The following is a 24,163-nucleotide window of genomic DNA, read 5'->3' on the forward strand; positions in this document are numbered from 1 at the left end:
CCAGGAGCGCGCCTTAATGGCCAGATTCTTTATAGACCGCCCCATCTTCGCCTGGGTTATCGCCATCGTCATCATGCTGGCAGGCGCACTGTCGATCCTGACGCTGCCCGTGGCCCAGTACCCGACCATCGCCCCGCCAACGGTGAAGATAAACGCCAGCTACCCGGGCGCCTCCTCGAGCGCGGTGGAAAACTCGGTTACCCAGGTGATCGAGCAGAACATGACCGGGCTGGACAACCTGAGCTACATGTCGGCCCAGAGCGATGCCGCCGGCAATGCCACCATCACCCTGACGTTCGCCAGCGGCACCGACCCTGATATCGCCCAGGTACAGGTACAGAACAAGCTGCAACTGGCCACGCCGCAGCTGCCCCAGGTGGTGCAGGCACAGGGCATCAAGGTCTCCAAGTCCTCCACCGGCTTCCTGATGGTGGCCGCCCTGATCTCCAAAGATGGCAGCATGAACAGCCAGGACCTGGGCGATTACATGACCGCCACACTGCGCGAGCCGCTGAGCCGGATCGAAGGCGTCGGCGATGTCACCGTGTTTGGCAGCCAGTACGCCATGCGCATCTGGCTGGACCCCAACAAGCTCAACAGCTACAGCCTGACACCCCAGGATGTCCGCAGCGCCGTGCAGTCGCAGAACAGCCAGGTCGCCATTGGCGAGCTCGGCGGCCTGCCGGCCGTTCAGGGCCAGCAGTTCAGCGCCACCCTGATGGGACAGGCACGCAAAAGCAGCGCTGAGGAATTCAGCAACCTGCTGATGCGCGTCAATGCCGATGGCTCGAAAATCTATCTGCGGGACGTCGCGCGGGTCGAACTGGCCGGTCAGAGCTACGGTACCGAGGCGCAGTACAATGGCCAGCCGACCGCTGCGCTGGCCATTCAGCTGGCCACCGGCGGTAACGCCCTGGATACGGCCACGGCCGTGCGGCAAAAGCTCGCCGAGCTAGCGGAGTTCTTCCCCGCCGAGATGGCCGTGGTCTATCCCTACGACACCACTCCCTTTGTAAAAATTTCCATCGAAGAGGTTGTACAGACGCTGTTCGAGGCCATCCTGCTGGTGTTCCTCGTCATGTACCTCTTCCTGCAGAACTTCCGCGCGACCCTGATTCCCACCATTGCGGTCCCCGTTGTGTTGCTGGGTACCTTTGGCGTCATGGCGGCCTTTGGCTTTTCGATCAATACCCTGACCATGTTCGGCATGGTGCTGGCCATCGGCCTGCTGGTCGACGATGCCATTGTCGTGGTGGAAAACGTTGAGCGCATCATGGCCCAGGAAGGCCTGTCGCCCCTGGAAGCCACGCGCAAGTCCATGGGACAGATTACCGGCGCCCTAATCGGCATTGCCCTGGTACTGTCGGCGGTCTTCGTGCCCATGGCTTTTTTCGGCGGCGCCACCGGCGCCATCTACCGCCAGTTTTCCCTGACCATCGTTTCCGCCATGGCGCTGTCGGTACTGGTGGCCATGGTCCTCACACCGGCGCTCTGTGCCACCCTGCTCAAGCCCGTGGACAGCCACGGCCATAGCAACAAGCGCGGATTCTTTGGCTGGTTCAACCGCCTGTTCGATCGCGGTACCCGCGGCTACACCAATGGCGTGCGCCGTATCGTCAAACAGGGCATCCGTTATGGCGTGCTCTACCTGGGCCTGATTGCCGTGCTGGCCATCCTCTTTGTGCGCCTGCCCAACTCCTTTCTCCCGGAGGAGGACCAGGGCGTCTTCTTCAGCCTGGTGCAGCTGCCGGCCGGCGCCTCCCTGGAGCGCACCAATGCGGTACTCGACAAGACCCGCACCCACCTGCTGGAAGCCGAGAAAGACAATATCGAGTCCGTCCTCACCGTTGCCGGCTTCAGCTTTGCCGGCAGTGGCCAGAACGCCGGTATCGTCTTCGTCAAACTGAAGGACTGGGATCTGCGCAAAGCCCCGGGACGTGACGCCAACTCGATTATTGGCCGCACCATGGGCTTCCTGATGGGCATCAAGGAAGCCAACGCCTTCGCTTTCAACCTGCCGCCGATTCCGGAGCTGGGAACCTCCAGCGGATTCGACCTCTACCTGCAGGACCGCGCCAACCTGGGTCACGAGCGCCTGATCGAGATCCGCAACCAGCTGCTGGGCATGGCCGCACAGGAGCCGACCCTCATGGGTGTGCGCCCCAACGGCATGAACGACACCGCCCAGTTCGAGATCAAGGTCGATTACGACCGGGTACTGGCACAGGGCCTGAGCATCGACGATATCAACGATGCCCTCTCCATCGCCTGGGGCTCGGCCTATATCGATGACTTTATCGATCGCGGCCGGGTCAAGAAGGTCTACCTGCAGGCCGACGCGGCCTTTCGCATGACTCCGGAAGATCTCAACCTGTGGCACGTGCGCAACAACAACGGCGACATGGTGCCCTTCTCCGCATTTGCCAGCACCCAGTGGAGCTACGGCTCACCACGGCTGGAGCGCTACAACGGCACGCCGGCGGTCAACATTGTCGGCCAGGCGGCTCCGGGTATGAGCACCGGTGATGCCATGGCTGCGGTGGAACGCCTGGTCCAGCAACTGCCACCGGGTGTGGGTATCGAATGGACCGGCATGTCCCTGCAGGAACGCATGGCCGGCGACCAGGCACCAGCACTCTATGCGCTGTCGATCCTGATCGTCTTTCTCTGTCTTGCCGCGCTGTACGAGAGCTGGACCATTCCGTTCTCGGTCATCATGGTGGTGCCGCTGGGCGTACTGGGTGCCGTGGTCGCCGCCGTGGTCTACGGCCTGTCCAACGATGTGTATTTCCAGGTCGCCCTGCTGACCACCATCGGGCTCTCGGCCAAGAACGCCATCCTGATTGTGGAGTTCGCCAAGCACCTGCATGACCAGGGCACAGGGCTGGTGGAGGCCGTTATCGAGGCGGCCCGCATGCGCTTGCGCCCGATCCTGATGACATCCCTGGCCTTCATCCTTGGCGTACTGCCCCTGGCCATCAGCACCGGCGCCGGCGCTGGCAGCCGCAACGCCATCGGTATCGGCGTGATGGGCGGCATGATCAGCGCGACCGTGCTGGCCATCTTCTTCGTCCCGCTGTTCTATGTGGCGGTAATGCGCCTGTTTGGACGCCGCAGCACCACAGCCATACCGGCGCACACCGAGGTCACTCTGAATGATTAGCCGCCTGCCAAGCCTTGGCGCCGCTGTGCTGCTGCTCAGCGCCTGCTCCCTGGCGCCCCAGTACCAGCAACCGGCCACGCCCGCAGGTGCGACCTGGCAGGTAGACACCCCTCAGGCCGAAGTGCCGCAGCGCGATACAGTCTTTACCGATCCTGCGCTGCAGCGCGATACAGTCTTTACCGATCCTGCGCTGCAGCGACTGATTGCGCTGGCGCTGGACAATAACCGTGACCTGCGCCTGGCAGCACTGAATGTGCAGGCGTTCGAGGCACAGTACCGTATCAGCCGCGCAGCCCTGGTGCCGACGCTGGACGCCAGCCTGGCAGGCTCGCGCCAGCGCCTGCCGGCCGACCTGTCCGGCACCGGCAGCACCGCCATCAGCAGCCAGTACAGTGCCGGCATCGGCTTGAGCGCTTACGAACTGGACTTCTTTGGCCGCATTCGCAGCCTGAAGGACCAGGCCCTGGAGCAATACCTGGCCGAACAGGAAAACCGCCGCAGCGCCCAGATCGGACTGGTCTCGGCCGTGGCATCCGCCTACCTGACCCTGGTGGCGGACCGGGAGCTGCTACAGCTCAGCAGCTCGACCCTGCACAGCGAGCTGCAGAGCCTGGCACTGATCGAGCAGAAACAGCGCCTTGGCGTGGCCTCCGAACTGGAGTTGGCCCAGAGCCGCATCACCGTGGAAGCCGCCCGTGCCAGCGAAGCCCTGTACCAGCGCCAGGTCATCCGAGACGGCAACGCCCTGGCCCAGCTGCTTGGCACCCCCGTTCCGCTGGACCTCGCATTTCCTGCCAGCCTGACCGAGGTGCGGATTGCCGCCACACCGGCACTGGCGCCCTCGCAGCTGCTGCAGCAGCGGCCGGACATCCTGGCCGCCGAACATCAGTTGCGGGCCGCCAACGCCAGCATCGGTGCCGCCCGGGCGGCGCTCTTTCCGAGCATCAGCCTGACCACCAGCGCCGGCTCCCTGAGCCCGGATCTGGGTGGGCTTTTTGCCGGCGGTTCCGGCACCTGGCTGCTGGCACCGGTACTGAACCTGCCACTGTTCGACGGCGGCCAGCGCGCCGCCAATGTCGATGTCGCCCGAACCGGGCAGGAGATCGCCGTGGTGAGCTACCAGCAGACCATCGAAACCGCCTTTCGCGAAGTCGCCGACAGCCTCAACACCCAGGCCCAGTTTGAGCGCCAGCTGGCGGCGCAAGACGCTCAGGTGGACGCTGGCGAGCGCTACCTGCAGCTGGCCGATCAGCGCTTTGAACAGGGCGTGGACAGCTACCTGACCCGCCTGGATGCGCAGCGCTCGCTGTTCAGTGCGCGCCAGCAACGGGTCAGCACGCGCCTGGCGGAGCTGAACAACCGCATCAGCCTGTACAAGGCGCTCGGCGGCGGCTGAACCGTCCCTGTCCCTGCGCCATAACACCCGGGCGCAGGGGCAGGTATAATGCCCGGCTCAGCCTGCGTCCGCGCAGTCGCACCCGGAGCCCACAAGTGCACGGCAATCGCCAACAACTGCTGCAACTGACCTACCTGCGCACCCTGGCCCTGTTCGGCCTCGGCACCCTGCTGCTGTATGCCGTCTACCAGCTCGATGCCAGGCTGAACAGCTGGCAGGCCGTGACCACCCTGCTGGCCATGACCCTGGTCAATGCCGCTACCTACGCCCGGCTGCACTCCCGCCTGCCAGTGACCAACCCCGAACTCTTCGGCCAACTGACCGCCGACGCCGCCCTCTACGGCGCGCTCTTCTACCAGACCGGCGGCGCCAGCAATCCCTTCATTTTCATGCTGCTGGTACCGCTGATCATTGCCGCCACCACCCTGCCCTGGCGTTACACCTGGTTCATGGCTGCGCTGATCGTGGCGATCTACGGCTCGCTGATGCAGTACTTCATTCCCATCTGGCCCGCGCACAATGGCCACCAGGATGCCAGCGAAACGCTGCTCAACCTGCACCTCACCGGCATGTGGCTGAACTTCCTGCTCACCGTGCTGCTGATCGGCTGGTTCGTGGCCCGCATGCACGAAAACATGCTGCGCCAGCAGCAGCGGCTGGAGCGCCAGCGCCAGAAACGCATCGAGGATCAGCAGCTGCTGGCACTGGCCACCCAGGCCGCCGGCACCGCCCATGAACTGGGCACACCGCTGGCCACCATGCAGGTACTGCTGCACGAAATGGCACGGGAGCACCGCGCAGCGCCGCAGCTGCTGGACGATATCCGGTTACTGCAGCAGCAGGTCGACAGCTGCTCCAGGCGCCTGCGCAGCCTGGCCCACTCGGTTCGTGATGAAGCACACAGCAGCCGCCTGGAGGCGATGGACAGCCTGCTGGACGCGGTGCTGGAGCAATGGCAGCTGATGCGTCCTGAAGTAACCTATGTACTGCACCGCGATGCCGGTGAGGCACCCGCACTGCTGTGCTCGGTGTCACTGCGCCAGGCGCTGCTGAACCTGCTGAACAATGCGGCCGATGCCTGCCCCGACAGCATTCGCATTCAACTGAGCTGGGACAGCAGCGACTGCTGGCTGCGCATCCGCGACCAGGGGCCGGGATTGCCGCTGGAGCATAGTGAAGACCTGGGCAAGCCTTTCGTCACCACCAAGGGCCGCGGGCTTGGCATTGGCCTGTTTCTGACCACCAGCACCCTGGCCAGCATTGACGGCGAGGTGCGACTCTACAATCATCCCGAGGGTGGCACTCTCACCGAAGTGCGGCTCCCCCGCAAACCCCATCACAGGCAGTCCGATGAGCAGTACTGAGCACCCGCATTTTCTTGTCGTCGACGATGACCCCACCTTCAGCCGCATACTGGCCCGGGCCATGACTCTGCGCGGTTACCAGGTTCAGGTTGCCCATAGCGTCGACCAGGCGTTGCAATGCCTGCAGCTGCAGGTGCCCGACCAGGCAACAGTGGATCTGAAAATGGAGGGTGCGTCAGGCCTGACGCTGATTGCGCACCTGCGCGCGGCAAGCCCGCGGATGCGCATCCTGGTGCTGACCGGCTATGCCAGCATCAGCACGGCGGTGGAAGCCATCAAGCTCGGTGCCAGCAACTACCTGCCAAAGCCCGCCGATGCCGACCAGATACTGGCAGCGCTGGCGCAGCAAGATGCCGACCCCGGGCTTGAGATTGACACCCAGCCCATGTCGGTCAACCGGCTGGAGTGGGAACACATTCAGAAGGTCCTGGGGGAGCATCAGGGCAATATATCCGCCACTGCCCGCGCCCTTGGCATGCACAGGCGCACCCTGCAGCGCAAACTGCTCAAGCGGCCGGTGAGCCGCTAGCGACTTACCGGCGTTACTGCTCATCGATATAGATACGGGCGTTGAAGGTACGTATCCAGTCGGGATAGAACACCATCATGGCGGTCATTACGATGCCGTTGAGCAGTCCTTCCGGGAACATGATCAGCGGCAGCAGGAGCACATATTCCTGGTAGACCTGCTGCCACGGATATACCCCCAGCCCCCACAGCGACAAGGCCGCCGCCAACCCCATGACTCCGACGGAAATGGCTGCGCCCAGAAAACCGCAACAGAACAGGTAAACAAAGAAATTCTTTGCCAGACGCGCTTCCACCAGGCGCAGAACGCCAAGGCTGACCAGCGCCGGCAGTACAATGGTGCACAGGCCGTTGAAGCCAAACCCCTGCCAGCTTTCCAGCCCGATCCAGCTCACCCCCAGCAACGCCAGGGTTGCCGAGATGATCGCCAGATCCCAGCCAAACATCAGCGTCAGCAGGGTCATGCCCAGAAAGTGGATACCCAGGCCCGGCGAAATACCGGCACGCAGCGTCCAGAGCAACGTCAGCGCCACGGTACTGCCAAAAAACAGATGCTGCAGTTGCCGGTTGCCCAGCAGAATACGCCAGGGCAGGCGCCACAGGGCCAGCACGACAAAGGCGCTGAATACAGCCAGTAGCCAGAACGAAGCTGCAGGTGCCAGCAGGCCGTCGGTGATACTCATAGCAGGCTTCTCTAATCGGTGTCAGCGGCCTGGCCGAACGCTCATCAATACGGCGTCCTCATGCCCGGTTGCCGTTGGGTAATAGCCAGCGCGACGCCCGTCTTCGACAAACCCCAGCCCACGATAGAGGCCCAGGGCCGCCTGGTTGGATGCCCGCACTTCCAGCATCAGGCGCTCAACCCCCAGGGCCGGCAACCGCTGCAGGGCCGTTCCCAGCAGCTGGCGGGCAAGCCCGCGGCGCAAGTGCCGCTGTGCCACACCGATCTGCAGCACTTCGGCTTCATCCAGCAAATAACCCAGCAGTACAAAGCCCTGCAGTTCACCGGCGCAGAAAATGCCCAGGTTCAGGCTGCGCGGGTGTCGCAGGCGCGCGCGCAGCATGTCCTCGCTCCAGGGCGGATCGAAGCACTGCGGTTGCAGCTGATCAAGGGACGCCAGGTCAGACTCGACCAGCACACGAACCTCAGCCATCGGCGGGCGTCGCTTGTGACAGGTACTGAATCAGCGGTTGCAGCTCGCGCCAGACATCCCGCTTGCACCCCGGCACCTGCAGCATTTCACTGAGGCTTGCCGTGGCCAGCGCGGCCACCTGGGAGCGCGGACGGAACAGCATGCCGCGCATGCCATCCCCCCCTTCGGGTGACTGCAGCAGCAGCCGCGCCGCCGAGTCGCCCAGCAACAGCACGAAGCGCACCGGCGCCTGCGCCAGCATCAGGTCAAACTTGCGCTGTACCGCCGTCTGCGCCTGATCCCAGCCCTGATCAAGCGACCGGCTGGTAAAGGCGGGCCAGGGCAGCAGCTGCGCCCGGGGGGACTCCACCGCCGGCATGCCAAGCGCACGCCAGAGCGCCATCGCCAGGCGCAGGTGGGCACTGCTGAAGCCCCCGCGGGACTGCGGCGGCAGGGAGTCGATAATAAGCCCGTCTCCCAGGGCCAGAAACGCCAGCTTGAACTCGGGGATCACCTGGGGCTCGGTACGCCGGGGCCGCGCGGAAGCCGCTTCGCTCGCCTGCGCTGGCGCAGGCGCAGCTACCGCTGCAACGGGGCTAACTGGCGCAACAGCCGGCACGACAGGCGCTGGCGCAGGTGCAGTCGGCGCGGCGGGTACCGCAGCGGCAGTGGCGGCCGGTGTCGCATCCAGACTGTCCAGCAAGGCGGCACGACCGGCACCGGCGGGAACCCTGTCCCGACGCGCCGGGCGCGGGGCGACAGCAGCCTGCTCGGCACTGTCGCCCTCCGCGTAGTCGCCGTCATAGTCGCCACCGGCCTCGACATCCTGCGCCCCCGCAGCGCCCTGCTGGAACTGCCACACCCAGTCGTCAGACGCCCTGGCACCGGCCAGGGGCTCACGCGGGAGCCAGCTGCTGATACCCAGCGCCTGCAGGTACTGATGGCGCAGCTGTTCAGCCTGCATGTGCGGATCCGCTGCGTTCATCAAACCTGCGGGTGCGCCTTCTGTACGTTGGCCTCAAGCAGGTTCAACGCATGCAGATAGGCCTTGGCCGAGGCGATAATGATATCGGTGTCAGCGCCCAGGCCATTGACAATGCGCCCGCCCAGCTCCAGCCGTACCGTAACCTCGCCCTGGGAGTCGGTACCGCTGGTGATGGCGTTCACCGAATAGAGTTCCAGGCTGGAGCCGGACTGCACCAGGGACTCGATCGCCTTGAAGGTCGCATCCACCGGGCCTGAACCCGCAGAGACCGCCGACTGTTCCTGGCCGTTGATCATCAGTGTGATGCTGGCCTGTGGCACTTCGCCGGTCTGGGAGGTCACCTTGAGGCTGCTCAGGCGGTAAATCTCGTTGCCGGCGGAGGCACGGGTATCGGACACCAGTGCCATCAGGTCTTCGTCGAAGATTTCGTGCTTTTTGTCCGCCAGGTCCTTGAAGCGGGCAAAGGCATCATTCAGCTCGGCCTCGGAGGCCACGCTGGTGCCCAGCTCTTCAAGACGCGTGCGGAAGGCGTTACGGCCGGAGTGCTTGCCCATAACCATGCGGTTGGCGTGCCAGCCGACGGACTCTGCGGTCATGATTTCATAGGTTTCACGGTGCTTGAGCATGCCGTCCTGATGAATGCCCGACTCGTGGGCAAAGGCATTGGCGCCAACGATGGCCTTGTTGGGCTGAACCGGAAAACCGGTCACGCTGGATACCAGCTTGGAGGCCGGCACTATCTGGGTACTATCGATGTTGGTGGTAACGCCAAGGGTATCGTGGCGGGTGCGGATTGCCATCACGACCTCTTCCAGCGAGGCGTTACCGGCGCGCTCGCCCAGCCCGTTGACGGTACACTCCACCTGCCGCGCACCGGCGGACACCGCTGCCAGGGAGTTGGCCACCGCCAGCCCCAGGTCGTTGTGGCAATGCACCGAGAAAATGGCCTTGTCGGCGTTGGGAATATTGGCGATCAGGCGGGCGATGGTGGCCGCGAATTCCTGCGGCACCGCGTAGCCCACGGTATCCGGAATGTTGATGGTGCGCGCGCCGGCGTCGATCACCTGCTCGATGATGCGGCACATGAAATCGAACTCGGAACGGCTGGCGTCTTCCAGCGAGAACTCCACATCATCCATCAGGTTGCGTGCTCGGGCAACGGCCTTCACCGCCTGTTCCACCACCTGGTCCGGCTGCATCTGCAGCTTGTATTTCATATGGATCGGCGAGGTGGCAATAAAGGTGTGAATACGCCCGGAGTTGGCGTTGCGCAGCGCCTCTCCAGCGCGGTCGATATCCTTGTCCAGCGCCCGTGAAAGGGAGCAGATGGTGCTGTTGCGCACCGTATCGGCAATCGCCTTCACCGCCTCGAAGTCGCCCTGGCTGGCAATGGCGAAGCCCGCCTCGATAACATCGACGCGCATCTTCTCGAGCTGGCGGGCAATGCGCAGTTTTTCATCCCGGGTCATGGACGCACCGGGGCTCTGCTCACCATCACGCAGGGTGGTGTCGAAAATAATGACTCTGTTGTTATCGCTCATCAGGAGGTCTCCAAATGGGTTCTCGGCGTCGCCCGGTTATTGCCGTCACAGGCGGGATGCGGCCTGGTCTGCTCACAGGATACTAATATAAAGGAAAGAGGTGAGGAAAAATCAGGCCGGCTGCCGGAAACGTCTCGGCCAGCGTGCGCCAATTTCTGCACTGCATGTTCGTCTACAGACCCCGGGCCTAGTCGGCAATCACTGCGATAACACGGTGGATAGGAGTGCCTGGCGGGTCCGGTTCGTAACTATAACGCCGCGTTGACTATTTGCAACCCGGCGGGGCTACAATGCAGCGCAAGCCGGAATCAAACGTGAAAAGGTGCAGCATGGCCCCCGAAAACTTCGACCGTATTATCGATCGCCGCGATACCGCCAGCGAGAAATGGGAAAAGTACCGCGACAGCGAAATCCTGCCCATGTGGGTAGCCGATACCGATTTCATGTCGCCCCCAGCGGTGATCGAGGCGCTGCAGCAGCGCATCAGCCACGGCGTCTTCGGTTACACCCAGACACCGGCCGAGCTCAACCGCCTGGTTGTCGAGCGCATGCAGCGGCTCTATGGCTGGGCAATAGAGGCTGACTGGCTGGTGTGGCTGCCAGGCCTGGTATGCGGCCTCAACCTCAGCTGTCGCAGCGTTGGTGCCGATGGCGACAACGTGCTGGCGCCCAAGCCCGTCTACCCGCCGTTCATGACCGCCCCACGGCTGTCATCCCGCCAGCTGATCACCGTACCGATGCAGCAGCAGGGTGCACGCTGGACACTGGATCTTGACGCCCTGGAAGCCGCCATTACCCCCGACAGCCGGCTGCTGCTGTTCTGCAACCCCCACAACCCCGGCGGCACCTGCTACCGGCAGGAAGAACTTGAACGCCTGGCGAGCATCGCCCGCCGGCATGACCTGGTCGTCTGCTCCGATGAAATCCACTGCGACCTGATTCTGGAGCCGGGTGTCGAGCATCGGCCACTGGCCTCGATCAACAGCGACATCCAGGCCCGCAGCATCACCCTGATGGCCCCGAGCAAGACCTACAATATCGCCGGTCTTGGCTGTTCATTCGCCATCATCCCCGACCCTGAACTGCGCAAGGCTTTCAATCGTGTGCGCAAGGGCATCGTGCCGGATGTGAATCTGCTGGGCTATACCGCAGCGCTGGCGGCCTACCGCGACGGCGATGCCTGGAACCTGCGTCAGATCGACTACCTGCGTGGCAACCGCGACTACCTGGTGCAGGAAATCAACCGTATTCCGGGACTGCGCATGGAACCGGTCGAGGCCACCTACCTGGCCTGGATCGATGTATCCGCCGCCAAGCTCGAAAACCCGGCCCGTTTCTTCGAGCAGGCCGGTGTGGGCCTGTCTCCGGGGCGGGACTTTGGCGATGATCGTTTCATGCGCCTCAACTTCGGTTGCCCCCGGGGCCTGCTGGAAGAAGCGGTACGCCGCATGCGCAGCGCCCTGCTGAATCACCTGCCGGCATAGGCTCCTAGGCACGAGCAAACGGGAAAGCGATGACGTCATTGATCGACGTGGTGCCCAGCGCCAGCATCACCAGGCGGTCGACGCCCAGGGCGACACCGGCGCAGTCCGGCAGCCCCTGGGCCAGGGCATCCACCAGCCGATCTTCCAGAGGCCGCTGTGGCAGATCGAGGGTCGCACGGCTGCGCTGGTCCGCCTGCAGGCGCCGGGCCTGCTCGGCGGCATCGGTCAGTTCGTGGTAGCCGTTGGCCAGCTCCATGCCGTTGATAAACAGTTCGAAACGCGCCGCCACCGGCGTACCGTCTTCACCTTGCCGCAGCCGTGCCAGCGCGGCCTGGCTGGCGGGAAACTCGTGCACGAATACAGCCCCTGCGGTGGCCAGTGCAGGCTCGATCAGGTGCGACATCAACAGGTTCAGCCAGCTGTCCCGGTCATCATCCTCCATCGCCACATCCAGAGACGCCCGCGCCCTGGCTTTTAATTCAGCCAGCGGTGCCGTAGCAGGATCCAGCCCGAGCTGTTCCACAAACAGCGCCCGGTAAGTGACGCGGCGAACCGGCGGCAAATCCAGTACGGTACACACCAGTGCCTCGACTTCGTCCATCAGATCACGATCGTCAAAGTCCGGCCGGTACCATTCCAGCATGGTGAACTCCGGGTTGTGCCGCCCGCCCGACTCACCGTTGCGGTAGGCTCGCCCCAGCTGGTAGATGGCGCCGCTGCCCGCCGCCAGCAGCCGTTTCATCGCGTACTCGGGTGAACTTTGCAGATAGAGCGGCTGCGCCGGGCCTCCCGGAAAAGGCCGGTAGGCCGCTTCGATGCTGTCGATAAAGGGGTCGCTCACCGCCCGGTGCGACAGCGCCGGCGTTTCCACTTCCAGCACATCGCGTTCGCCAAAGAAGCGCCGGATATCCGCCAGAATCCGGGCCCGGTGGCGCAGGTTTTCAATCGACGCACTGGGGCGCCAGCCTTCTGAAGTCATGGTTTAGCTCTCGGACAATGAAAAACGGCAGCCTGCGCTGCCGTTTTGCCAAAGCGGTGAAGCGCGCTTGTCAGGCGCGGCTGACGTAGGCGCCGGTGCGGGTATCGATCTTGAGGATATCGCCCTCTTCGATAAACAGCGGTACACGTACCACCGCGCCGGTGCTCAGCGTGGCAGGCTTGGAGCCGCCCTGGGCGGTATCACCCTTCACGCCGGGATCGGTTTCGGTCACCGCCAGTTCAACAAAGTTGGGCGGCGTGACGGAGATGGGGTTGCCGTTCCACAGCGTGATCATGCTGCGGTCCTGCTCTTTCAGCCACTGGTACGCATCACCTACAGCGTTCTTGTCGGCGGCGAACTGCTCGAAGGTCGCAGGCTCCATGAAGTGCCACATTTCACCATCGCTATAGAGGTATTCCATGTCGCGGTCCATCACGTCCGCGCCTTCGGCCGATTCGTTGGACTTGAAGGTTTTTTCCCAGGTGCGACCGCTAATCAGGTTGCGCATTTTTACACGGGTGAACGCCTGACCTTTGCCCGGCTTGACGAACTCGACATCCGTCATGGTGCAGGGATCACCGTCGAGCATGATTTTCAGGCCGTTCTTGAACTGGTTCGCGGAATAATTTGCCATATGCAGGAAGTCTCGGGACTCGATTAGCTAACTGAAGACCGGGCACTGCCCGAAAATTGACAGCCATTCTACTTGAAAGCAGAATGCGAGCAAATTCCCATCTTACGCCCGCGGTCCCCGATGACTCTCCCGGTTACACAGCTTGACGACTGGCAACAGCTGCTCAGTCACACTATCGACGATCCTGCTGAACTGTTACGCCTGCTGGAACTCCCCGCCGAACTGCTGGCCCCCGCCAGGGCCGCGGCCGCTGATTTCGCGCTGCGCGTTCCTGTGCCCTACCTCAAGCGTATCCGCAAGGGCGACCCGGATGACCCCCTGCTGCGCCAGGTGTTGCCGCTGGGCGCCGAGCGTCTCAGCGTGCCGGGCTACGTGTCCGATCCGCTGGCGGAAATGGCCGCCAATCACCAGGATGGCCTGATTCACAAGTACAAGGGCCGGGTACTGCTGATACTGACCGGTGCCTGCGCCATCAACTGCCGTTACTGTTTCCGGCGCCACTTCCCCTATGAAGACAATCGCCTGGGACCCGAGCAGTGGCAGCAGGTACTGGACTACCTGCGCCGACACAGCGAGGTCAACGAGGTCATCTTTTCCGGCGGCGACCCCCTGGCCACCAGCGACAAGCGCCTGGCGCGCATGGTGCGTGATCTCGCCGACATCCCCCACCTCAGCCGCGTTCGTGTACACAGTCGGTTGCCGGTGGTTATTCCCCAGCGCGTGACCGACAGCCTGATCGAGGCCCTTACCGGCACCCGCTTGCAAAGCCTGATGGTGCTGCACGTCAACCATGCCAGCGAAATCGATCAGGATGTGGATCAGGCCGTATTGCGGCTCAAGCGCGCCGGCGTGACCATGCTGAACCAGTCGGTACTGCTGCGCGGTGTAAACGACAGTGTGAGCGCCTTGCAGGCCCTGAGCGAGCGACTCTTCGCCGCCGGCGTACTACCCTATTACTTGTTTGTACTGGATGCCGTGGCCGGGGCCGCCCACTTTGATGTCAGCGATGACGAGGCGCGGTCACTGATGCGGGCACTGCAGGCTGAGCTGCCCGGTTTTCTGCTGCCGCGTCTTGCACGGGAGATTCCGGGGCGCCCGGCAAAAACACTACTGGCGCTTGGTGGAGACAGTACCGCCTGAATCGGCTTCATGCGACAATCGAAATACGCCGCATGCAGTCTAGATACCGACGGCAATAGCTGCGTTTTACTCCGACGACAGCAGGAATAATAATCATCATGGATCACCGCAGGAGCCTGTTTAGATGAAAGCCTGGAAACTCTTGGTTGTCGCCGCTGGCGCCGTATCGCTGGTCGGCTGTGGCAACATGTTCAAAAAGCCCGCGCCCGTTGTGGAGCCTGAGCCAGAACCTGTTGTTTATGTTCGTCCCATTCCCAAGCCGGTTGTCCAGGTTCACGGCTTTCGCGCCAGCAAGCCTGGCCGGGGCGGCCTGACCGACGCCCATATCAGCTTCAGCAATGTCTCCGATCAGACCTTCCAGTTCGTGATGTTCAAGACCACGGCCTATAACGCCGACGGCAAGATCATCAACGCCAAGAAAACCAACCGTCCCGATACCTGGCTGCGTGTTGCCGGCCCCTTCAGGCCCTTCAGCAATGCCGGCGAGCACAAGTGGGACAAGATCTGGAGCAACAAGAAAGCGACCTGTTTCGAGGTCGAGGGGGTCGAAATCATTTACATGAATGGCGCCAACGAGTTTTACAACGAGAGTCGGCTGAGTGAAATTCTCGATCCCGGCCTGAACAACAGCTGCCGACCCGCCCTGGCCCAGCAGCAATAACTCTCCCCCGGACATCTGCGTCCCGGTCAGACTGATGTCCGGGCTGCGTTCAGCGATCCCGCCGCGGCGGCACCGACAGCGGGAAAGCCGTGACACTGCCACGGGCTTCACTGATTTTCGGCACCCCTTCCTGGCGCACTTCATCGATGCGGATAATCGCCTGCATCGGAATAAAGGAACGCTTGACGTCACCAAACTGCTTTTTCAGCTTTTCCTCCCCCGGATCCACCAGCAGTTCCGAACGACTGCCGAAGACAAATTCCTCGATCTCGATAAAGCCCCACATCTCGCTCTGGAACACATGCCGGGCATAGAGCTCGTACACCTGATCCTGATTGATAAACTGCACCCGGTACATACGTTCGTCACTGGCCATGAGTAGATTGCCACCTGGCTAACTGCTGTTGCTCGTATAATGAGGGCAAAATCCCGCGATACAAGGCTGCTCAAAATCTAGGCAGCCTTGCCCGCTTTGCGTATAATGCGCGGTCCTTTCGGGGGCGGATGTGGCACTGTCGCTAAATATTCACAGCCAGGCCTCGCCCTCCAGAGCAACCCGTTTAATCAATACAGGTGAGAAATGGCGAAGAAGCTGTTTATCAAAACCCATGGCTGCCAGATGAACGAATATGATTCGTCCCGCATGGCGGATCTGCTGGGTGAAAGCCATGCGCTGGAGCTGACAGACAACCCGGAAGATGCGGATGTGCTGCTGCTCAACACCTGTTCTATACGTGAAAAAGCCCAGGAGAAGGTATTCCACCAGCTGGGCCGCTGGCGCAAGCTGAAAGACCGCAACCCTGACCTCGTGATCGGCGTGGGCGGCTGCGTCGCCAGCCAGGAAGGCGATGCCATCTACCAGCGGGCGCCCTACGTGGACATGATTTTCGGCCCGCAAACCCTGCACCGCTTGCCGGAAATGATCGATCTGACCCACCAGGGCCAGAAGGGCGTGGTGGATGTCAGCTTCCCGGAAATCGAGAAATTCGATCACCTGCCAGCCCCCCGGGTCGAGGGTGCGGAAGCCTTTGTTTCGGTGATGGAAGGCTGCAGCAAGTACTGCACCTTTTGCGTGGTGCCGTACACCCGTGGCGAGGAAGTCAGCCGCCCACTGGACAGCGTGCTGGCCGAATGCCAGGAACTGGCCGAACAGGGCGTGCGTGAAGTGAACCTGCTGGGACAGAACGTCAATGCCTACCGCGGCGCCACCAGCGACGGCGACAGCGCGGACCTGGCCGAACTGATCCGCCTGGTCGCCGCCATTGAGGGTATCGACCGCATTCGCTTCACCACGTCCCACCCGGTGGAGTTCAGCGACAGTCTGATCGACGTCTATGCCGAGGTGCCGGAGCTGGTCAGCCACCTGCACCTGCCGGTACAGAGCGGCTCGGACAAGATCCTCATGGCCATGAAACGCGGCCATACGGCACTGGAGTACAAGTCCAAGCTGCGGCGTATCCGCAAGCTGCGCCCGGACATCAGTTTCTCGTCGGATTTCATCGTCGGCTTCCCCGGCGAAACCGACAGCGACTTCGAAGCCACCATGAACCTGATCCAGGACATCGGTTTCGACCACTCCTTCAGCTTCGTCTACAGCCGCCGCCCGGGAACGCCCGCCGCCGATCTGCCGGATACCGTATCGGAAGACACCAAGAAGCAGCATCTGAAAATCCTGCAGGATCGCATTATCCAGCAGGCAATGGGGATCAGCCGCCGCATGGTGGGCACGGTGCAGCGTATCCTGGTGAACGGTTATTCGAAGAAAGACCCGGGCGAACTGTCTGGCCGCACCGAAAACAACCGTGTCGTCAACTTCCGCTCCACCAACCCGGATTTGATCGGCCACTTTGCCGATATCCGGATTCTGGACGCTTACGCCAACTCCCTTCGCGGGGAACTGATCGGCTCGGAGCTTGATCAAACGCACTGAATGCGAACTCTGTAACCGCAGGGTGACTTTTCCCCTGCGCTTACCGACTAGGAGCTAAATTGAACACAGCGCAAACGCTACGCCTGACCCTCGAACCCGACAACATCGAACACCTGGCCAACCTGTGCGGCCAGCTCGATGAACACCTCAAACTGATCGAACAGCGCCTGCATATTGAGATCCGTAATCGCGGCAATCACTTTCAGCTGATTGGCGACCTGGAGATCGTGCGCGTTGTCGCCGAGATGCTGCAGAACCTCTACAAGGAAGCCGCCACCGGTGTACAGCTGACACCCGAAGCCGTGCACCTGCAGCTGCAGCAGTCCGGGGTCGAACGGATGCAGAACCGTATCGACCAGACCGCCATGGACGTCAGCATCCGCACCAAGAAAGTCCATATACGTCCGCGCGGAGAGAACCAGCAGCAGTATGTGCGTGCCATTCGCACCCGGGATATCAACTTTGGCATCGGCCCCGCCGGTACCGGCAAGACCTACCTGGCCGTGGCCTGCGCCGTGGAAGCCCTGGAGCGTGAAGAAGTCAGCCGCATCCTGCTGGTGCGTCCCGCGGTTGAAGCCGGCGAAAAACTCGGCTTTTTGCCGGGCGACCTGTCCCAGAAGGTGGACCCCTACCTACGCCCGCTGTACGACGCCCTCTATGAAATGCTGGGGTTTGAGCGCGTCACCAAGCTGATCGAGCGCAACATCATCGAGGTGGCACCGCTGGCCTACATGCGTGGCCGCACGCTGAACGGCTCCTTTGTGATTCTGGACGAGAGCCAGAACACGACCCGAGAGCAGATGAAAATGTTCCTCACCCGTATCGGCTTTGGCTCCACCGCTGTCATTACCGGCGATATCACCCAGGTCGACCTGCCCAAGCACATCCAGTCCGGCCTGCTGCACGCCATGGAAGTACTTGGGAGTGTCGAGGAAATCGGTTTCACCCACTTCTCGGCCAAGGACGTCGTGCGCCACCCGTTGGTGCAGCACATAGTGCGGGCCTACGAGCGCTACGAACAGGCGCAGGAAGCCAGCAGCAATCCCAAAGGAGTTACCCCATCGTGAAGCCCTGCGTTGAATTGCAACTGGCCTGCGATGCACCCGGTATTCCGAACGAAACACAGCTCCAGGGCTGGGTCGAAACCGCTCTGCGGGGCCGCTACGAGGGCGGTGAACTCTGCATTCGTGTCGTCGAGCGCAGCGAGAGCCAGGCGCTGAACCTGCAGTACCGCGGCAAGGACAAGCCCACCAACGTGCTGTCCTTCCCGTTCGAGGTGCCAGATGGTATCGAGCTGGACCTGCTCGGCGACCTGGTTATCTGCGCCGAGGTGGTGGCGAGCGAAGCCGCCGAGCAGCAAAAACCACTGCCTGATCACTGGGCGCATCTGGTTATTCACGGAACCTTGCATCTGCTGGGTTACGATCATATAAAGGACGAGGATGCCGAAGAGATGGAAACGCTGGAGCGGCAATTGCTCGCCAGCCTGTCCATCCCGGATCCTTACCAGGAACGCTAATCGAGGAACACCATGAGCGTTGACCGAACGGGAGGCCAACCCCGAAGTTGGTTTGGCCGCCTTGCCCAGGCTTTTGCCGACGAACCCCGTAGCCAGGAAGACCTGCTCTACCTGCTGCGCGAATCTGTAGAGGACAATGTCCTAAGCCTCGAAGCCCTCGGCATTATCGAAGGCGCCATGCAGGTGGCCGAAATGCAGGTACGCGATGTCATGGTGCCGCGCTCGCAAATGGTCGTCGTACAGGTGGAGCAGTCGCCGCGCGACTTTCTGCCCCTGATCATCTCCAGTGCCCACAGCCGTTTCCCGGTCATCGGCGAAAGCCCCGACGAAGTGCTGGGTATACTGCTGGCCAAGGAACTGCTGCCACTGATCCTCGAGGACAACAGCGACAACTTCGATATCCGCAATGCCCTGCGCCCGGTGACGGTGATTCCCGAATCCAAGCGGCTTAACACCCTGCTGCAGGAATTCCGCGCTACCCGCAACCACATGGCGGTGGTGGTGGACGAGTACGGCGGTATCGCCGGCCTCATCACCATCGAGGACGTGCTGGAGCAGATCGTCGGTGAAATCGAAGATGAAACGGATATCGACGACGATGACGGCAACATCCGACCGTTTGACGACAACGGTTTTATCGTCAAGGCGCTGACCCCCATCGAGGACTTTAACGAGTATTTCGATGTCGGCCTGCCCGACGATGACTTCGACACCATTGGCGGCCTCGTCACCCAGCGCTTCGGACACCTGCCGCGCAAGGATGAAAGCGTCGAGCTGGACGTCTTCACCATCAAGGTGCTGTCCGCCGACAACCGTCGTATCCGTCTGCTGCAGGTCAGCCGCCAGCCCCGTTAATCCCGGAAGCCCCTATGTTCGCGATGGACCGCGCTGCCCCGTTCTGGCTCAGAGCGCTGGCAGCGACCCTCGCCGGCGGCCTGACGCCGCTGGCTTTTGCCCCCTTCGATATCTGGCCACTGGCGCTGATTGCGCCGGCGCTGCTGTGGCTGTGCCTGCGCGATCAGCCCGCGCGCTCGGCGGCCTGGCTCGGCTGGCTGTTTGGCCTCGGTTTTTACGGCGCCGGCGTCTCCTGGGTGTACGTCAGCATCCATACCTTTGGTAATGCATCGGTGCTGCTGGCCGGGCTGCTCACCGCCGCCTTCGTCGCGGCACTGGCGCTGCTCGGCGCCGCCCAGGGCTGGATGTACGGTCGCCTGTTTGGACGCGGTACCGGCCAGTGGCTGGGGTTTGTCGGTCTCTGGCTGATCTGGGAGTGGATTCGCAGCTGGCTGCTGACCGGTTTTCCCTGGCTCTACCTGGGCTATCCGCTGATCGATACGCCGCTGGCGCTATGGGCACCGCTGGGCGGTGTCTGGGGGCTGAGCCTGATCGCCGTCCTGCTGGGCACCGGATGCTTGCAGCTGGTACTGGCCCGCACCACGGGCAGCCGCCTGCTGACCGCCGGCCTGCTCAGCCTGCCGCTGGCAGGTATCGCCCTGCTACCCTACAGCTGGACCCAGCCCAGCGGGGCACCCCTCAAGGTCGCACTGGTACAGGGCAATATCCCGCAGGAGCTGAAATGGGAGTCCGGCCGACTGTTCGATATCCTGAGCCGCTACCAGCAGCTCAGCTGGCAGGCCGGCCAGGTTGATCTGCTGATCTGGCCGGAAACCGCGATCCCTTCAACCCTGTACCGGGCCGAGCCTCAGCTGCGACCTTTTATCGAGGACCTGACCCGCCGCGGCACCGGCTTTATCGCCGGCCTGCCTTCGGTAGTGCCAGACGAGAATGACCCAAACCGCGGCGTCTACCACAACAGCCTGGCAGTGCTTGCACCGCAGACGGCGCTGTACCACAAGCAGCGGCTGGTGCCCTTCGGCGAGTATGTACCGCTGGAGTCCTGGCTACGCGGCCTGATCGATTTTTTCAACCTGCCCATGTCCGCCTTCAGTCTGCCCCAGGGTGAACAGCAACCACTGCCCTTTGGCTCACACCGCATCGCCGCGGCGATCTGTTACGAGATTGCCTACCCCGAGCTGGTACGCCACTCAAGCCTTGCCTCCGACCTGTTGCTGACCGTCTCCAACGATACCTGGTTCGGACGCTCCATCGCACCGGACCAGCATCTGCAGATAGCCCGCATGCGCGCACTGGAAACCGGCCGCTGGCTGATCAGATCCACCAACAACGGCATCAGCGCCCTGGTCGACAGCCAGGGCAAGGTGAATGCCCAGGCACCCCGCTACCAGAGCGCGGTACTGGTCGGCGAAGTACAGGGCATGCGCGGGCTCACGCCCTATCAGCGCAGCGGTGTCTGGCCGACACTGCTGCTTGCCCTGCTGTGCTGCGCGCTGGCCCGGGTTTCCCGGCGCCGCGCCGCCCGCCCCCTGACCCAGACCTGAAACCCGCAGGCAAGGCCGACAAATCCCCGGAACCTGCTAGGCTGCAAGGCATAGATGTGACCTTGATGGAGGTGCCCAGATGGCCGAGTCAAAGCTTCCGAAAAACTACGTGAAATTCCGCAGCCGCTACCGCAGCATTGCGGGCGCGCTGGACGACCTGGGACGGACAGTGCGTGAAGCCGGCCCACTGGATGAAAAAAGCGCGCAGCTAATCCAGCTCGCCGTCGCGGCCAGCACAGGCTCGGAAGGTGCCGTACACAGCCATTGCCGCCGCGCCCTTGAAGCCGGCGCCAGCCAGGATGAAATCCGCCACGCAATCGTCCTGCTCACCAGCACCCTGGGGTTCCCCGCCATGATGGCGGCGCTCAGCTGGGTCGAGGACATTCTGGACGACTAAACGCCTTGACCTCGGCACAGCGCGCACACCCGATGCGCCAGCCGGCTAAATATGCGATCCATCGTGCTGCTCACCAGCACCCTGGGACCCGCCACCATGATGGCGGCGCTCAGCTGGGTGAGGGATATTCTGGACGACTAGATTCGCTGCAGCACATCAGGCCCTGCACTCCAGCCCGCCGCAAGCTGCCGATGCAAGAAGATGCCCGTCAAAACAGCAGGGCATCGGCAAACAGGATAACGACGAGGTAACGCAGCCCCTTGCCGATGCCCACCAGCAGCACGAAAAGACTCAGCCGCACCCGCATGATGCCGCCGATAAAGGTCAGTGCATCACCGCCGATGGGTAGCCAGGCCAGCAGCAGACTCCAGACGCCAAAGCGCTGAAACCAGCGCTGCGCCCGCTCAAGCTCACCGGCCTTGACGGGAAACCAGCGGCGCTCGCGATAGTGCAGCATGTACAGCCCCAGCCACCAGTTCACCACCGCACCCAGGGTGTTGCCCGCTGTCGCGATAAGCCACAACCAGCCCCAGCTGGCGGGCTGCTCGGCCAGCAGTACGGCCAGGTACACCTCGGAGTAAAATGGCAGAATGGTGGCAGCGGCAAAGGCCCCGCCAAACAGCAGCAAATATTCAGTCATCGTTGGCCATCGTTAGTCGTCATCAAGAGATTCAGGCGTACTGGCCCTGGCGCAGTCGATCAGATGACGAAACAGACGCCGCTGCACCGCGAGATACGGCAGGTATTCCGGATGCCACTGCACCCCCAGGATCAGGCGGCCCTGCTCGCACTCCACGGCCTGCACAAAGTTATCCAGGTCCCTTGCTGCCACGACCAGACCCTGCCCCAACCGTTCAATGGCCTGGTGGTGCAGACTGTTGATGCGCCAGCGATTGCTCCCCAGCACCCGGTGCAGCACACCCGGGTGCGCCGTCAGCGCGGTTTTTCGAGGCAGCGGGGTACGAAAGTTGGAGGTCCGGCGGCGCAAGCCGCGAATATCACCGTACAGCGAGCCCCCCAAGACCACATTGATCAGCTGAGCACCGCGACAGATTCCCAGCAGCGGCAGGCGCGTGTGCAGGGCATGTTCGATCATGTCGATCTCAAACCGGTCCCGTTCGGGATCAATCGGTGCCCGGCCGTCATCATGACCGCCGTAAAGCGACGGGTCTATGTCATCCCCGCCACCGATAATGAGCCCCTGCAGTCGATCATGGCTGTGTTTCAGGTATCCAGAGGGCGTCAGGCGCAGTGCCCGGCCACCTGCCAGCCAGATTGCCAGGCAACTGGCCCACCAGGCAACGACAAGCCTGCCATCGGGGCCGGTAACGCCTATGAGGGGTCGGCCAGCCACAGCTCCACCTTTTCTGACCAGGGTGCTATCCAGTCCGGCAGTGGCCGCCGCAGATGGGCCAGGTAGTTGCCGCACAGCGACTCCAGCCGTGCAGGGTCCTGCACCAGGGCTTCGACCTGTTGCCAATCGTGCCAGGCATCCAGCAGGTGCCAGTCGGGATTGTCGATGTCGGAGTTGGGCAGACGATAGTGCAGCGTTGGCCGCGCATTGACCTTGTCTTCCGGCACCGCCCGCTTCACCGCCGCCGGGTCCAGGTGCGCCAGCAACGGCAGCCAGTCCAGCGCACGGTTGCGCGAGGGGTTTGCAGCCAGGTAGTCGCGGATCAGGCCCGCCTGATCCGGCCAGTAATCAGGCTGCAGTACCCGCTCGCAGTATTCCCGCGAAAAGGGTTGAATGAAAGGGCTCAGGCGGCGCACCAGCGCGGCCTGTTCGCGCACGCTCAGCCAGTCATGCAAACACAGATAGGCCTTGAGGTAACGCACCAGGGTGCCGCTGTCGAGCGCAGGCAGCTCGGGATTGAAGTGGACACCGAAGGCGTAGCGCGCGGCACCATGCGTGCCCAGGGCGCCCGCCTCGCGCAGTTCCTGCACCAGCGTTTCAAGTCCATCCAGGCGGGAAAAGGGAATCGGCGGGCAGACGATCTCAAAGGGCACCAGGTTACTGGCGACAGCTGCCAGCGCCTCGGTGGCCAGATTCTCCAGCTCGCTGCTATGACCATGGCTCTGTTCACGCCCGAGCTGCTTGAGGTAGCGCAAATCCAGCTCCAGGCTGAAACGGCCAAACTCGGTGCCCACCACCCGCTGCTCGCACACCGATACCCGCTCGACCCGCCCGCCAAACACGGTCTGAATGCAGCGGGCAATATCGTCCAGTTCAATGCCCGCCAGCTCGATCTCGACGCCGACCCGTCGCTCGTGCCCTTCGCAGGTCAAATGCTGCAGCGAACCCGGATCAGGCATCCTCAGGTGTCCCGGACCAAGGCCTGGAGATACGGCGAAAGAACCCCTTGCCACAGGTCTTGCAGTCCTCGATGCGGGAGGTTTCGGTCAGCTCCTGGGTAGCGCCACAGTTCAGGCAGGCCAGGGTACCGACGGTGGCAATCTCGCCGCTGAGGTAGTCATCCTCGCCGTGGGACAGGCGCTCGCGCAGGGTTTCCTGGTCGATACGGGTGCGGTCCGCCAGCCCCTTCAGCAGCTGGCCGACACGGTGTTCCAGTATGTTCAGATCAAAATGCAGCCAGGCGGCGATGCCGGCACCGGTTTCGTGGGCGTAGTAACCCAGGCGTTTCAGGTCGCGCTTGAGATAGGCCGTCAGCAGGTCCATTTCATCGCGGGTCATTTCCTCGGCGGTCAGTTCCAGTTTGGCCGCTTCCTCTATGCGTTCCTGCAAATAATCCCAGGATTTGATTTCGGCGCTTTCCAGATCAGCCAGCAAGCGCTTGAGAATACGGTCATAGGCCGTCGTGGCCTTGTCGTGCCGGTGTTCCTGTTTGCGGGGATCATCAGTCATGTCGTCTCCTCGACCGGGCGCATTCCACTGTTGATGGAGTAGCTTCT

Annotated in this window: 24 protein-coding genes; 13 read left to right on the forward strand and 11 right to left on the reverse strand. The window is 62.7% G+C overall.

The features are described 5' to 3' along the window. The first annotated feature begins 16 nt into the window (after positions 1-16). From KDW95_RS13560 to KDW95_RS13575, 4 genes are all read left to right on the forward strand, one after another. On the forward strand, positions 17-3,163 hold the full coding sequence (locus KDW95_RS13560; RefSeq protein ID WP_255852352.1) for an efflux RND transporter permease subunit: 3,147 nt from the start codon (positions 17-19) through the stop codon (positions 3,161-3,163). Then, positions 3,156-4,559, forward strand: a complete 1,404-nt coding sequence (locus KDW95_RS13565; protein WP_255852353.1) for an efflux transporter outer membrane subunit — start codon at positions 3,156-3,158, stop codon at positions 4,557-4,559. The genes KDW95_RS13560 and KDW95_RS13565 overlap by 8 nt, the downstream gene beginning before the upstream one ends. A gap of 95 nt (positions 4,560-4,654) precedes the next feature. Then, positions 4,655-5,923, forward strand: a complete 1,269-nt coding sequence (locus KDW95_RS13570; protein WP_255852354.1) for an ATP-binding protein — start codon at positions 4,655-4,657, stop codon at positions 5,921-5,923. Continuing rightward, the gene (locus tag KDW95_RS13575) at positions 5,910-6,452 is read left to right on the forward strand and encodes a response regulator transcription factor (protein WP_255852355.1); all 543 of its coding nucleotides are present in this window, start codon (positions 5,910-5,912) and stop codon (positions 6,450-6,452) included. The genes KDW95_RS13570 and KDW95_RS13575 overlap by 14 nt, the downstream gene beginning before the upstream one ends. A 13-nt stretch (positions 6,453-6,465) precedes the next feature. Here the strand turns inward: KDW95_RS13575 and KDW95_RS13580 are convergent, their stop codons facing one another. The 4 genes from KDW95_RS13580 to KDW95_RS13595 are packed head-to-tail and all read right to left on the reverse strand — an operon-like array spanning position 6,466 to position 10,110. After that, the gene (locus KDW95_RS13580; RefSeq protein WP_255852356.1) at positions 6,466-7,134 is read right to left on the reverse strand and encodes an energy-coupling factor ABC transporter permease; all 669 of its coding nucleotides are present in this window, start codon (positions 7,132-7,134) and stop codon (positions 6,466-6,468) included. Between the two features lie 21 nt (positions 7,135-7,155). Then, positions 7,156-7,605, reverse strand: a complete 450-nt coding sequence (locus KDW95_RS13585; RefSeq protein ID WP_255852357.1) for a GNAT family N-acetyltransferase — start codon at positions 7,603-7,605, stop codon at positions 7,156-7,158. Beyond that, entirely contained in the window at positions 7,598-8,569 is a 972-nt protein-coding gene (locus KDW95_RS13590; protein ID WP_255852358.1) for a hypothetical protein, read from the reverse strand. The genes KDW95_RS13585 and KDW95_RS13590 overlap by 8 nt, the downstream gene beginning before the upstream one ends. After that, the gene (locus tag KDW95_RS13595; RefSeq protein ID WP_255852359.1) at positions 8,569-10,110 is read right to left on the reverse strand and encodes a 2-isopropylmalate synthase; all 1,542 of its coding nucleotides are present in this window, start codon (positions 10,108-10,110) and stop codon (positions 8,569-8,571) included. Before KDW95_RS13595 ends, KDW95_RS13590 begins: the two co-directional genes overlap by 1 nt. Before the next feature lie 329 nt (positions 10,111-10,439). On the opposite strand from KDW95_RS13595, the gene KDW95_RS13600 reads away from it, so the two are divergent. After that, complete coding sequence (locus KDW95_RS13600; protein ID WP_255852360.1) at positions 10,440-11,594, forward strand: MalY/PatB family protein; 1,155 nt, start codon at positions 10,440-10,442, stop codon at positions 11,592-11,594. Between the two features lie 4 nt (positions 11,595-11,598). Here KDW95_RS13600 and epmA read toward each other — a convergent pair whose 3' ends face one another. Both epmA and efp read right to left on the reverse strand, forming a co-directional pair. After that, positions 11,599-12,573 carry an EF-P lysine aminoacylase EpmA gene (gene epmA, locus KDW95_RS13605; RefSeq protein WP_255852361.1) on the reverse strand — a complete coding sequence of 325 codons (975 nt, stop codon included), beginning with the start codon at positions 12,571-12,573 and terminating at the stop codon, positions 11,599-11,601. Positions 12,574-12,643: 70 nt separating this feature from the next. Further along, positions 12,644-13,207, reverse strand: coding sequence for an elongation factor P (gene efp / locus KDW95_RS13610; RefSeq protein ID WP_255852362.1), 564 nt, complete (start codon positions 13,205-13,207; stop codon positions 12,644-12,646). Positions 13,208-13,327: 120 nt separating this feature from the next. Between efp and epmB the strand changes: the two genes are divergently transcribed. Both epmB and KDW95_RS13620 read left to right on the forward strand, forming a co-directional pair. Next, positions 13,328-14,347 (forward strand): EF-P beta-lysylation protein EpmB, encoded by a 1,020-nt coding sequence (gene epmB, locus KDW95_RS13615; RefSeq protein ID WP_255852363.1) that lies wholly within the window; start codon positions 13,328-13,330, stop codon positions 14,345-14,347. Between the two features lie 124 nt (positions 14,348-14,471). Then, positions 14,472-15,008 (forward strand): hypothetical protein, encoded by a 537-nt coding sequence (locus KDW95_RS13620; RefSeq protein WP_255852364.1) that lies wholly within the window; start codon positions 14,472-14,474, stop codon positions 15,006-15,008. A 49-nt stretch (positions 15,009-15,057) separates the two neighbouring features. Here KDW95_RS13620 and KDW95_RS13625 read toward each other — a convergent pair whose 3' ends face one another. Continuing rightward, on the reverse strand, positions 15,058-15,384 hold the full coding sequence (locus tag KDW95_RS13625) for a DUF1820 family protein (RefSeq protein ID WP_255852365.1): 327 nt from the start codon (positions 15,382-15,384) through the stop codon (positions 15,058-15,060). Positions 15,385-15,588: 204 nt separating this feature from the next. Between KDW95_RS13625 and miaB the strand changes: the two genes are divergently transcribed. The 6 genes from miaB to KDW95_RS13655 all read left to right on the forward strand — a co-directional run bounded on the left by miaB (position 15,589) and on the right by KDW95_RS13655 (position 21,253). Next, positions 15,589-16,938 (forward strand): tRNA (N6-isopentenyl adenosine(37)-C2)-methylthiotransferase MiaB, encoded by a 1,350-nt coding sequence (gene miaB / locus KDW95_RS13630; protein WP_255852366.1) that lies wholly within the window; start codon positions 15,589-15,591, stop codon positions 16,936-16,938. A 59-nt stretch (positions 16,939-16,997) separates the two neighbouring features. After that, on the forward strand, positions 16,998-18,005 hold the full coding sequence (locus KDW95_RS13635) for a PhoH family protein (RefSeq protein WP_255852367.1): 1,008 nt from the start codon (positions 16,998-17,000) through the stop codon (positions 18,003-18,005). Further along, positions 18,002-18,457, forward strand: coding sequence for an rRNA maturation RNase YbeY (gene ybeY, locus KDW95_RS13640; RefSeq protein WP_255852368.1), 456 nt, complete (start codon positions 18,002-18,004; stop codon positions 18,455-18,457). The genes KDW95_RS13635 and ybeY overlap by 4 nt, the downstream gene beginning before the upstream one ends. Positions 18,458-18,469: 12 nt before the next feature. Continuing rightward, positions 18,470-19,312 (forward strand): HlyC/CorC family transporter, encoded by an 843-nt coding sequence (locus KDW95_RS13645; RefSeq protein WP_255852369.1) that lies wholly within the window; start codon positions 18,470-18,472, stop codon positions 19,310-19,312. A 14-nt stretch (positions 19,313-19,326) separates the two neighbouring features. After that, positions 19,327-20,856, forward strand: coding sequence for an apolipoprotein N-acyltransferase (gene lnt / locus KDW95_RS13650; RefSeq protein WP_255852370.1), 1,530 nt, complete (start codon positions 19,327-19,329; stop codon positions 20,854-20,856). A gap of 79 nt (positions 20,857-20,935) precedes the next feature. Beyond that, entirely contained in the window at positions 20,936-21,253 is a 318-nt protein-coding gene (locus KDW95_RS13655) for a carboxymuconolactone decarboxylase family protein (protein ID WP_255852371.1), read from the forward strand. 208 nt (positions 21,254-21,461) lie between these two features. Here the strand turns inward: KDW95_RS13655 and KDW95_RS13660 are convergent, their stop codons facing one another. From KDW95_RS13660 to KDW95_RS13675, 4 genes are read right to left on the reverse strand one after another with little or no spacing between them, the layout of a single operon-like run. After that, positions 21,462-21,893, reverse strand: coding sequence for a YqaA family protein (locus tag KDW95_RS13660; RefSeq protein WP_255852372.1), 432 nt, complete (start codon positions 21,891-21,893; stop codon positions 21,462-21,464). 12 nt (positions 21,894-21,905) lie between these two features. Next, positions 21,906-22,607, reverse strand: a complete 702-nt coding sequence (locus KDW95_RS13665) for a gamma-glutamyl-gamma-aminobutyrate hydrolase family protein (RefSeq protein ID WP_255852373.1) — start codon at positions 22,605-22,607, stop codon at positions 21,906-21,908. Next, positions 22,586-23,566 (reverse strand): amidoligase family protein, encoded by a 981-nt coding sequence (locus tag KDW95_RS13670; protein ID WP_255852374.1) that lies wholly within the window; start codon positions 23,564-23,566, stop codon positions 22,586-22,588. Before KDW95_RS13670 ends, KDW95_RS13665 begins: the two co-directional genes overlap by 22 nt. Then, positions 23,559-24,116, reverse strand: coding sequence for a zinc ribbon-containing protein (locus KDW95_RS13675; protein WP_255852375.1), 558 nt, complete (start codon positions 24,114-24,116; stop codon positions 23,559-23,561). The genes KDW95_RS13670 and KDW95_RS13675 overlap by 8 nt, the downstream gene beginning before the upstream one ends. Positions 24,117-24,163: the final 47 nt, after the last annotated feature.

Source organism: Marinobacterium rhizophilum (assembly GCF_024397915.1).
Classification (GTDB): Bacteria; Pseudomonadota; Gammaproteobacteria; order Pseudomonadales; family Balneatricaceae; genus Marinobacterium_A; species Marinobacterium_A rhizophilum_A.

Excerpts from the sequence above, each read along its gene's own strand:
- KDW95_RS13560 (WP_255852352.1), top strand. The coding sequence starts at position 17 with ATGGCCAGATTCTTTATAGACCGCCCCATCTTCGCCTGGGTTATCGCC.
- KDW95_RS13565 (WP_255852353.1), top strand. The coding sequence starts at position 3,156 with ATGATTAGCCGCCTGCCAAGCCTTGGCGCCGCTGTGCTGCTGCTCAGC.
- KDW95_RS13575 (WP_255852355.1), top strand. The coding sequence starts at position 5,910 with ATGAGCAGTACTGAGCACCCGCATTTTCTTGTCGTCGACGATGACCCC.
- KDW95_RS13580 (WP_255852356.1), bottom strand. The coding sequence starts at position 7,134 with ATGAGTATCACCGACGGCCTGCTGGCACCTGCAGCTTCGTTCTGGCTA.
- KDW95_RS13585 (WP_255852357.1), bottom strand. The coding sequence starts at position 7,605 with ATGGCTGAGGTTCGTGTGCTGGTCGAGTCTGACCTGGCGTCCCTTGAT.
- KDW95_RS13590 (WP_255852358.1), bottom strand. The coding sequence starts at position 8,569 with ATGAACGCAGCGGATCCGCACATGCAGGCTGAACAGCTGCGCCATCAG.
- KDW95_RS13595 (WP_255852359.1), bottom strand. The coding sequence starts at position 10,110 with ATGAGCGATAACAACAGAGTCATTATTTTCGACACCACCCTGCGTGAT.
- KDW95_RS13600 (WP_255852360.1), top strand. The coding sequence starts at position 10,440 with ATGGCCCCCGAAAACTTCGACCGTATTATCGATCGCCGCGATACCGCC.
- epmA (WP_255852361.1), bottom strand. The coding sequence starts at position 12,573 with ATGACTTCAGAAGGCTGGCGCCCCAGTGCGTCGATTGAAAACCTGCGC.
- efp (WP_255852362.1), bottom strand. The coding sequence starts at position 13,207 with ATGGCAAATTATTCCGCGAACCAGTTCAAGAACGGCCTGAAAATCATG.
- epmB (WP_255852363.1), top strand. The coding sequence starts at position 13,328 with ATGACTCTCCCGGTTACACAGCTTGACGACTGGCAACAGCTGCTCAGT.
- KDW95_RS13620 (WP_255852364.1), top strand. The coding sequence starts at position 14,472 with ATGAAAGCCTGGAAACTCTTGGTTGTCGCCGCTGGCGCCGTATCGCTG.
- KDW95_RS13625 (WP_255852365.1), bottom strand. The coding sequence starts at position 15,384 with ATGGCCAGTGACGAACGTATGTACCGGGTGCAGTTTATCAATCAGGAT.
- miaB (WP_255852366.1), top strand. The coding sequence starts at position 15,589 with ATGGCGAAGAAGCTGTTTATCAAAACCCATGGCTGCCAGATGAACGAA.
- KDW95_RS13645 (WP_255852369.1), top strand. The coding sequence starts at position 18,470 with ATGAGCGTTGACCGAACGGGAGGCCAACCCCGAAGTTGGTTTGGCCGC.
- lnt (WP_255852370.1), top strand. The coding sequence starts at position 19,327 with ATGTTCGCGATGGACCGCGCTGCCCCGTTCTGGCTCAGAGCGCTGGCA.
- KDW95_RS13655 (WP_255852371.1), top strand. The coding sequence starts at position 20,936 with ATGGCCGAGTCAAAGCTTCCGAAAAACTACGTGAAATTCCGCAGCCGC.
- KDW95_RS13660 (WP_255852372.1), bottom strand. The coding sequence starts at position 21,893 with ATGACTGAATATTTGCTGCTGTTTGGCGGGGCCTTTGCCGCTGCCACC.
- KDW95_RS13670 (WP_255852374.1), bottom strand. The coding sequence starts at position 23,566 with ATGCCTGATCCGGGTTCGCTGCAGCATTTGACCTGCGAAGGGCACGAG.
- KDW95_RS13675 (WP_255852375.1), bottom strand. The coding sequence starts at position 24,116 with ATGACTGATGATCCCCGCAAACAGGAACACCGGCACGACAAGGCCACG.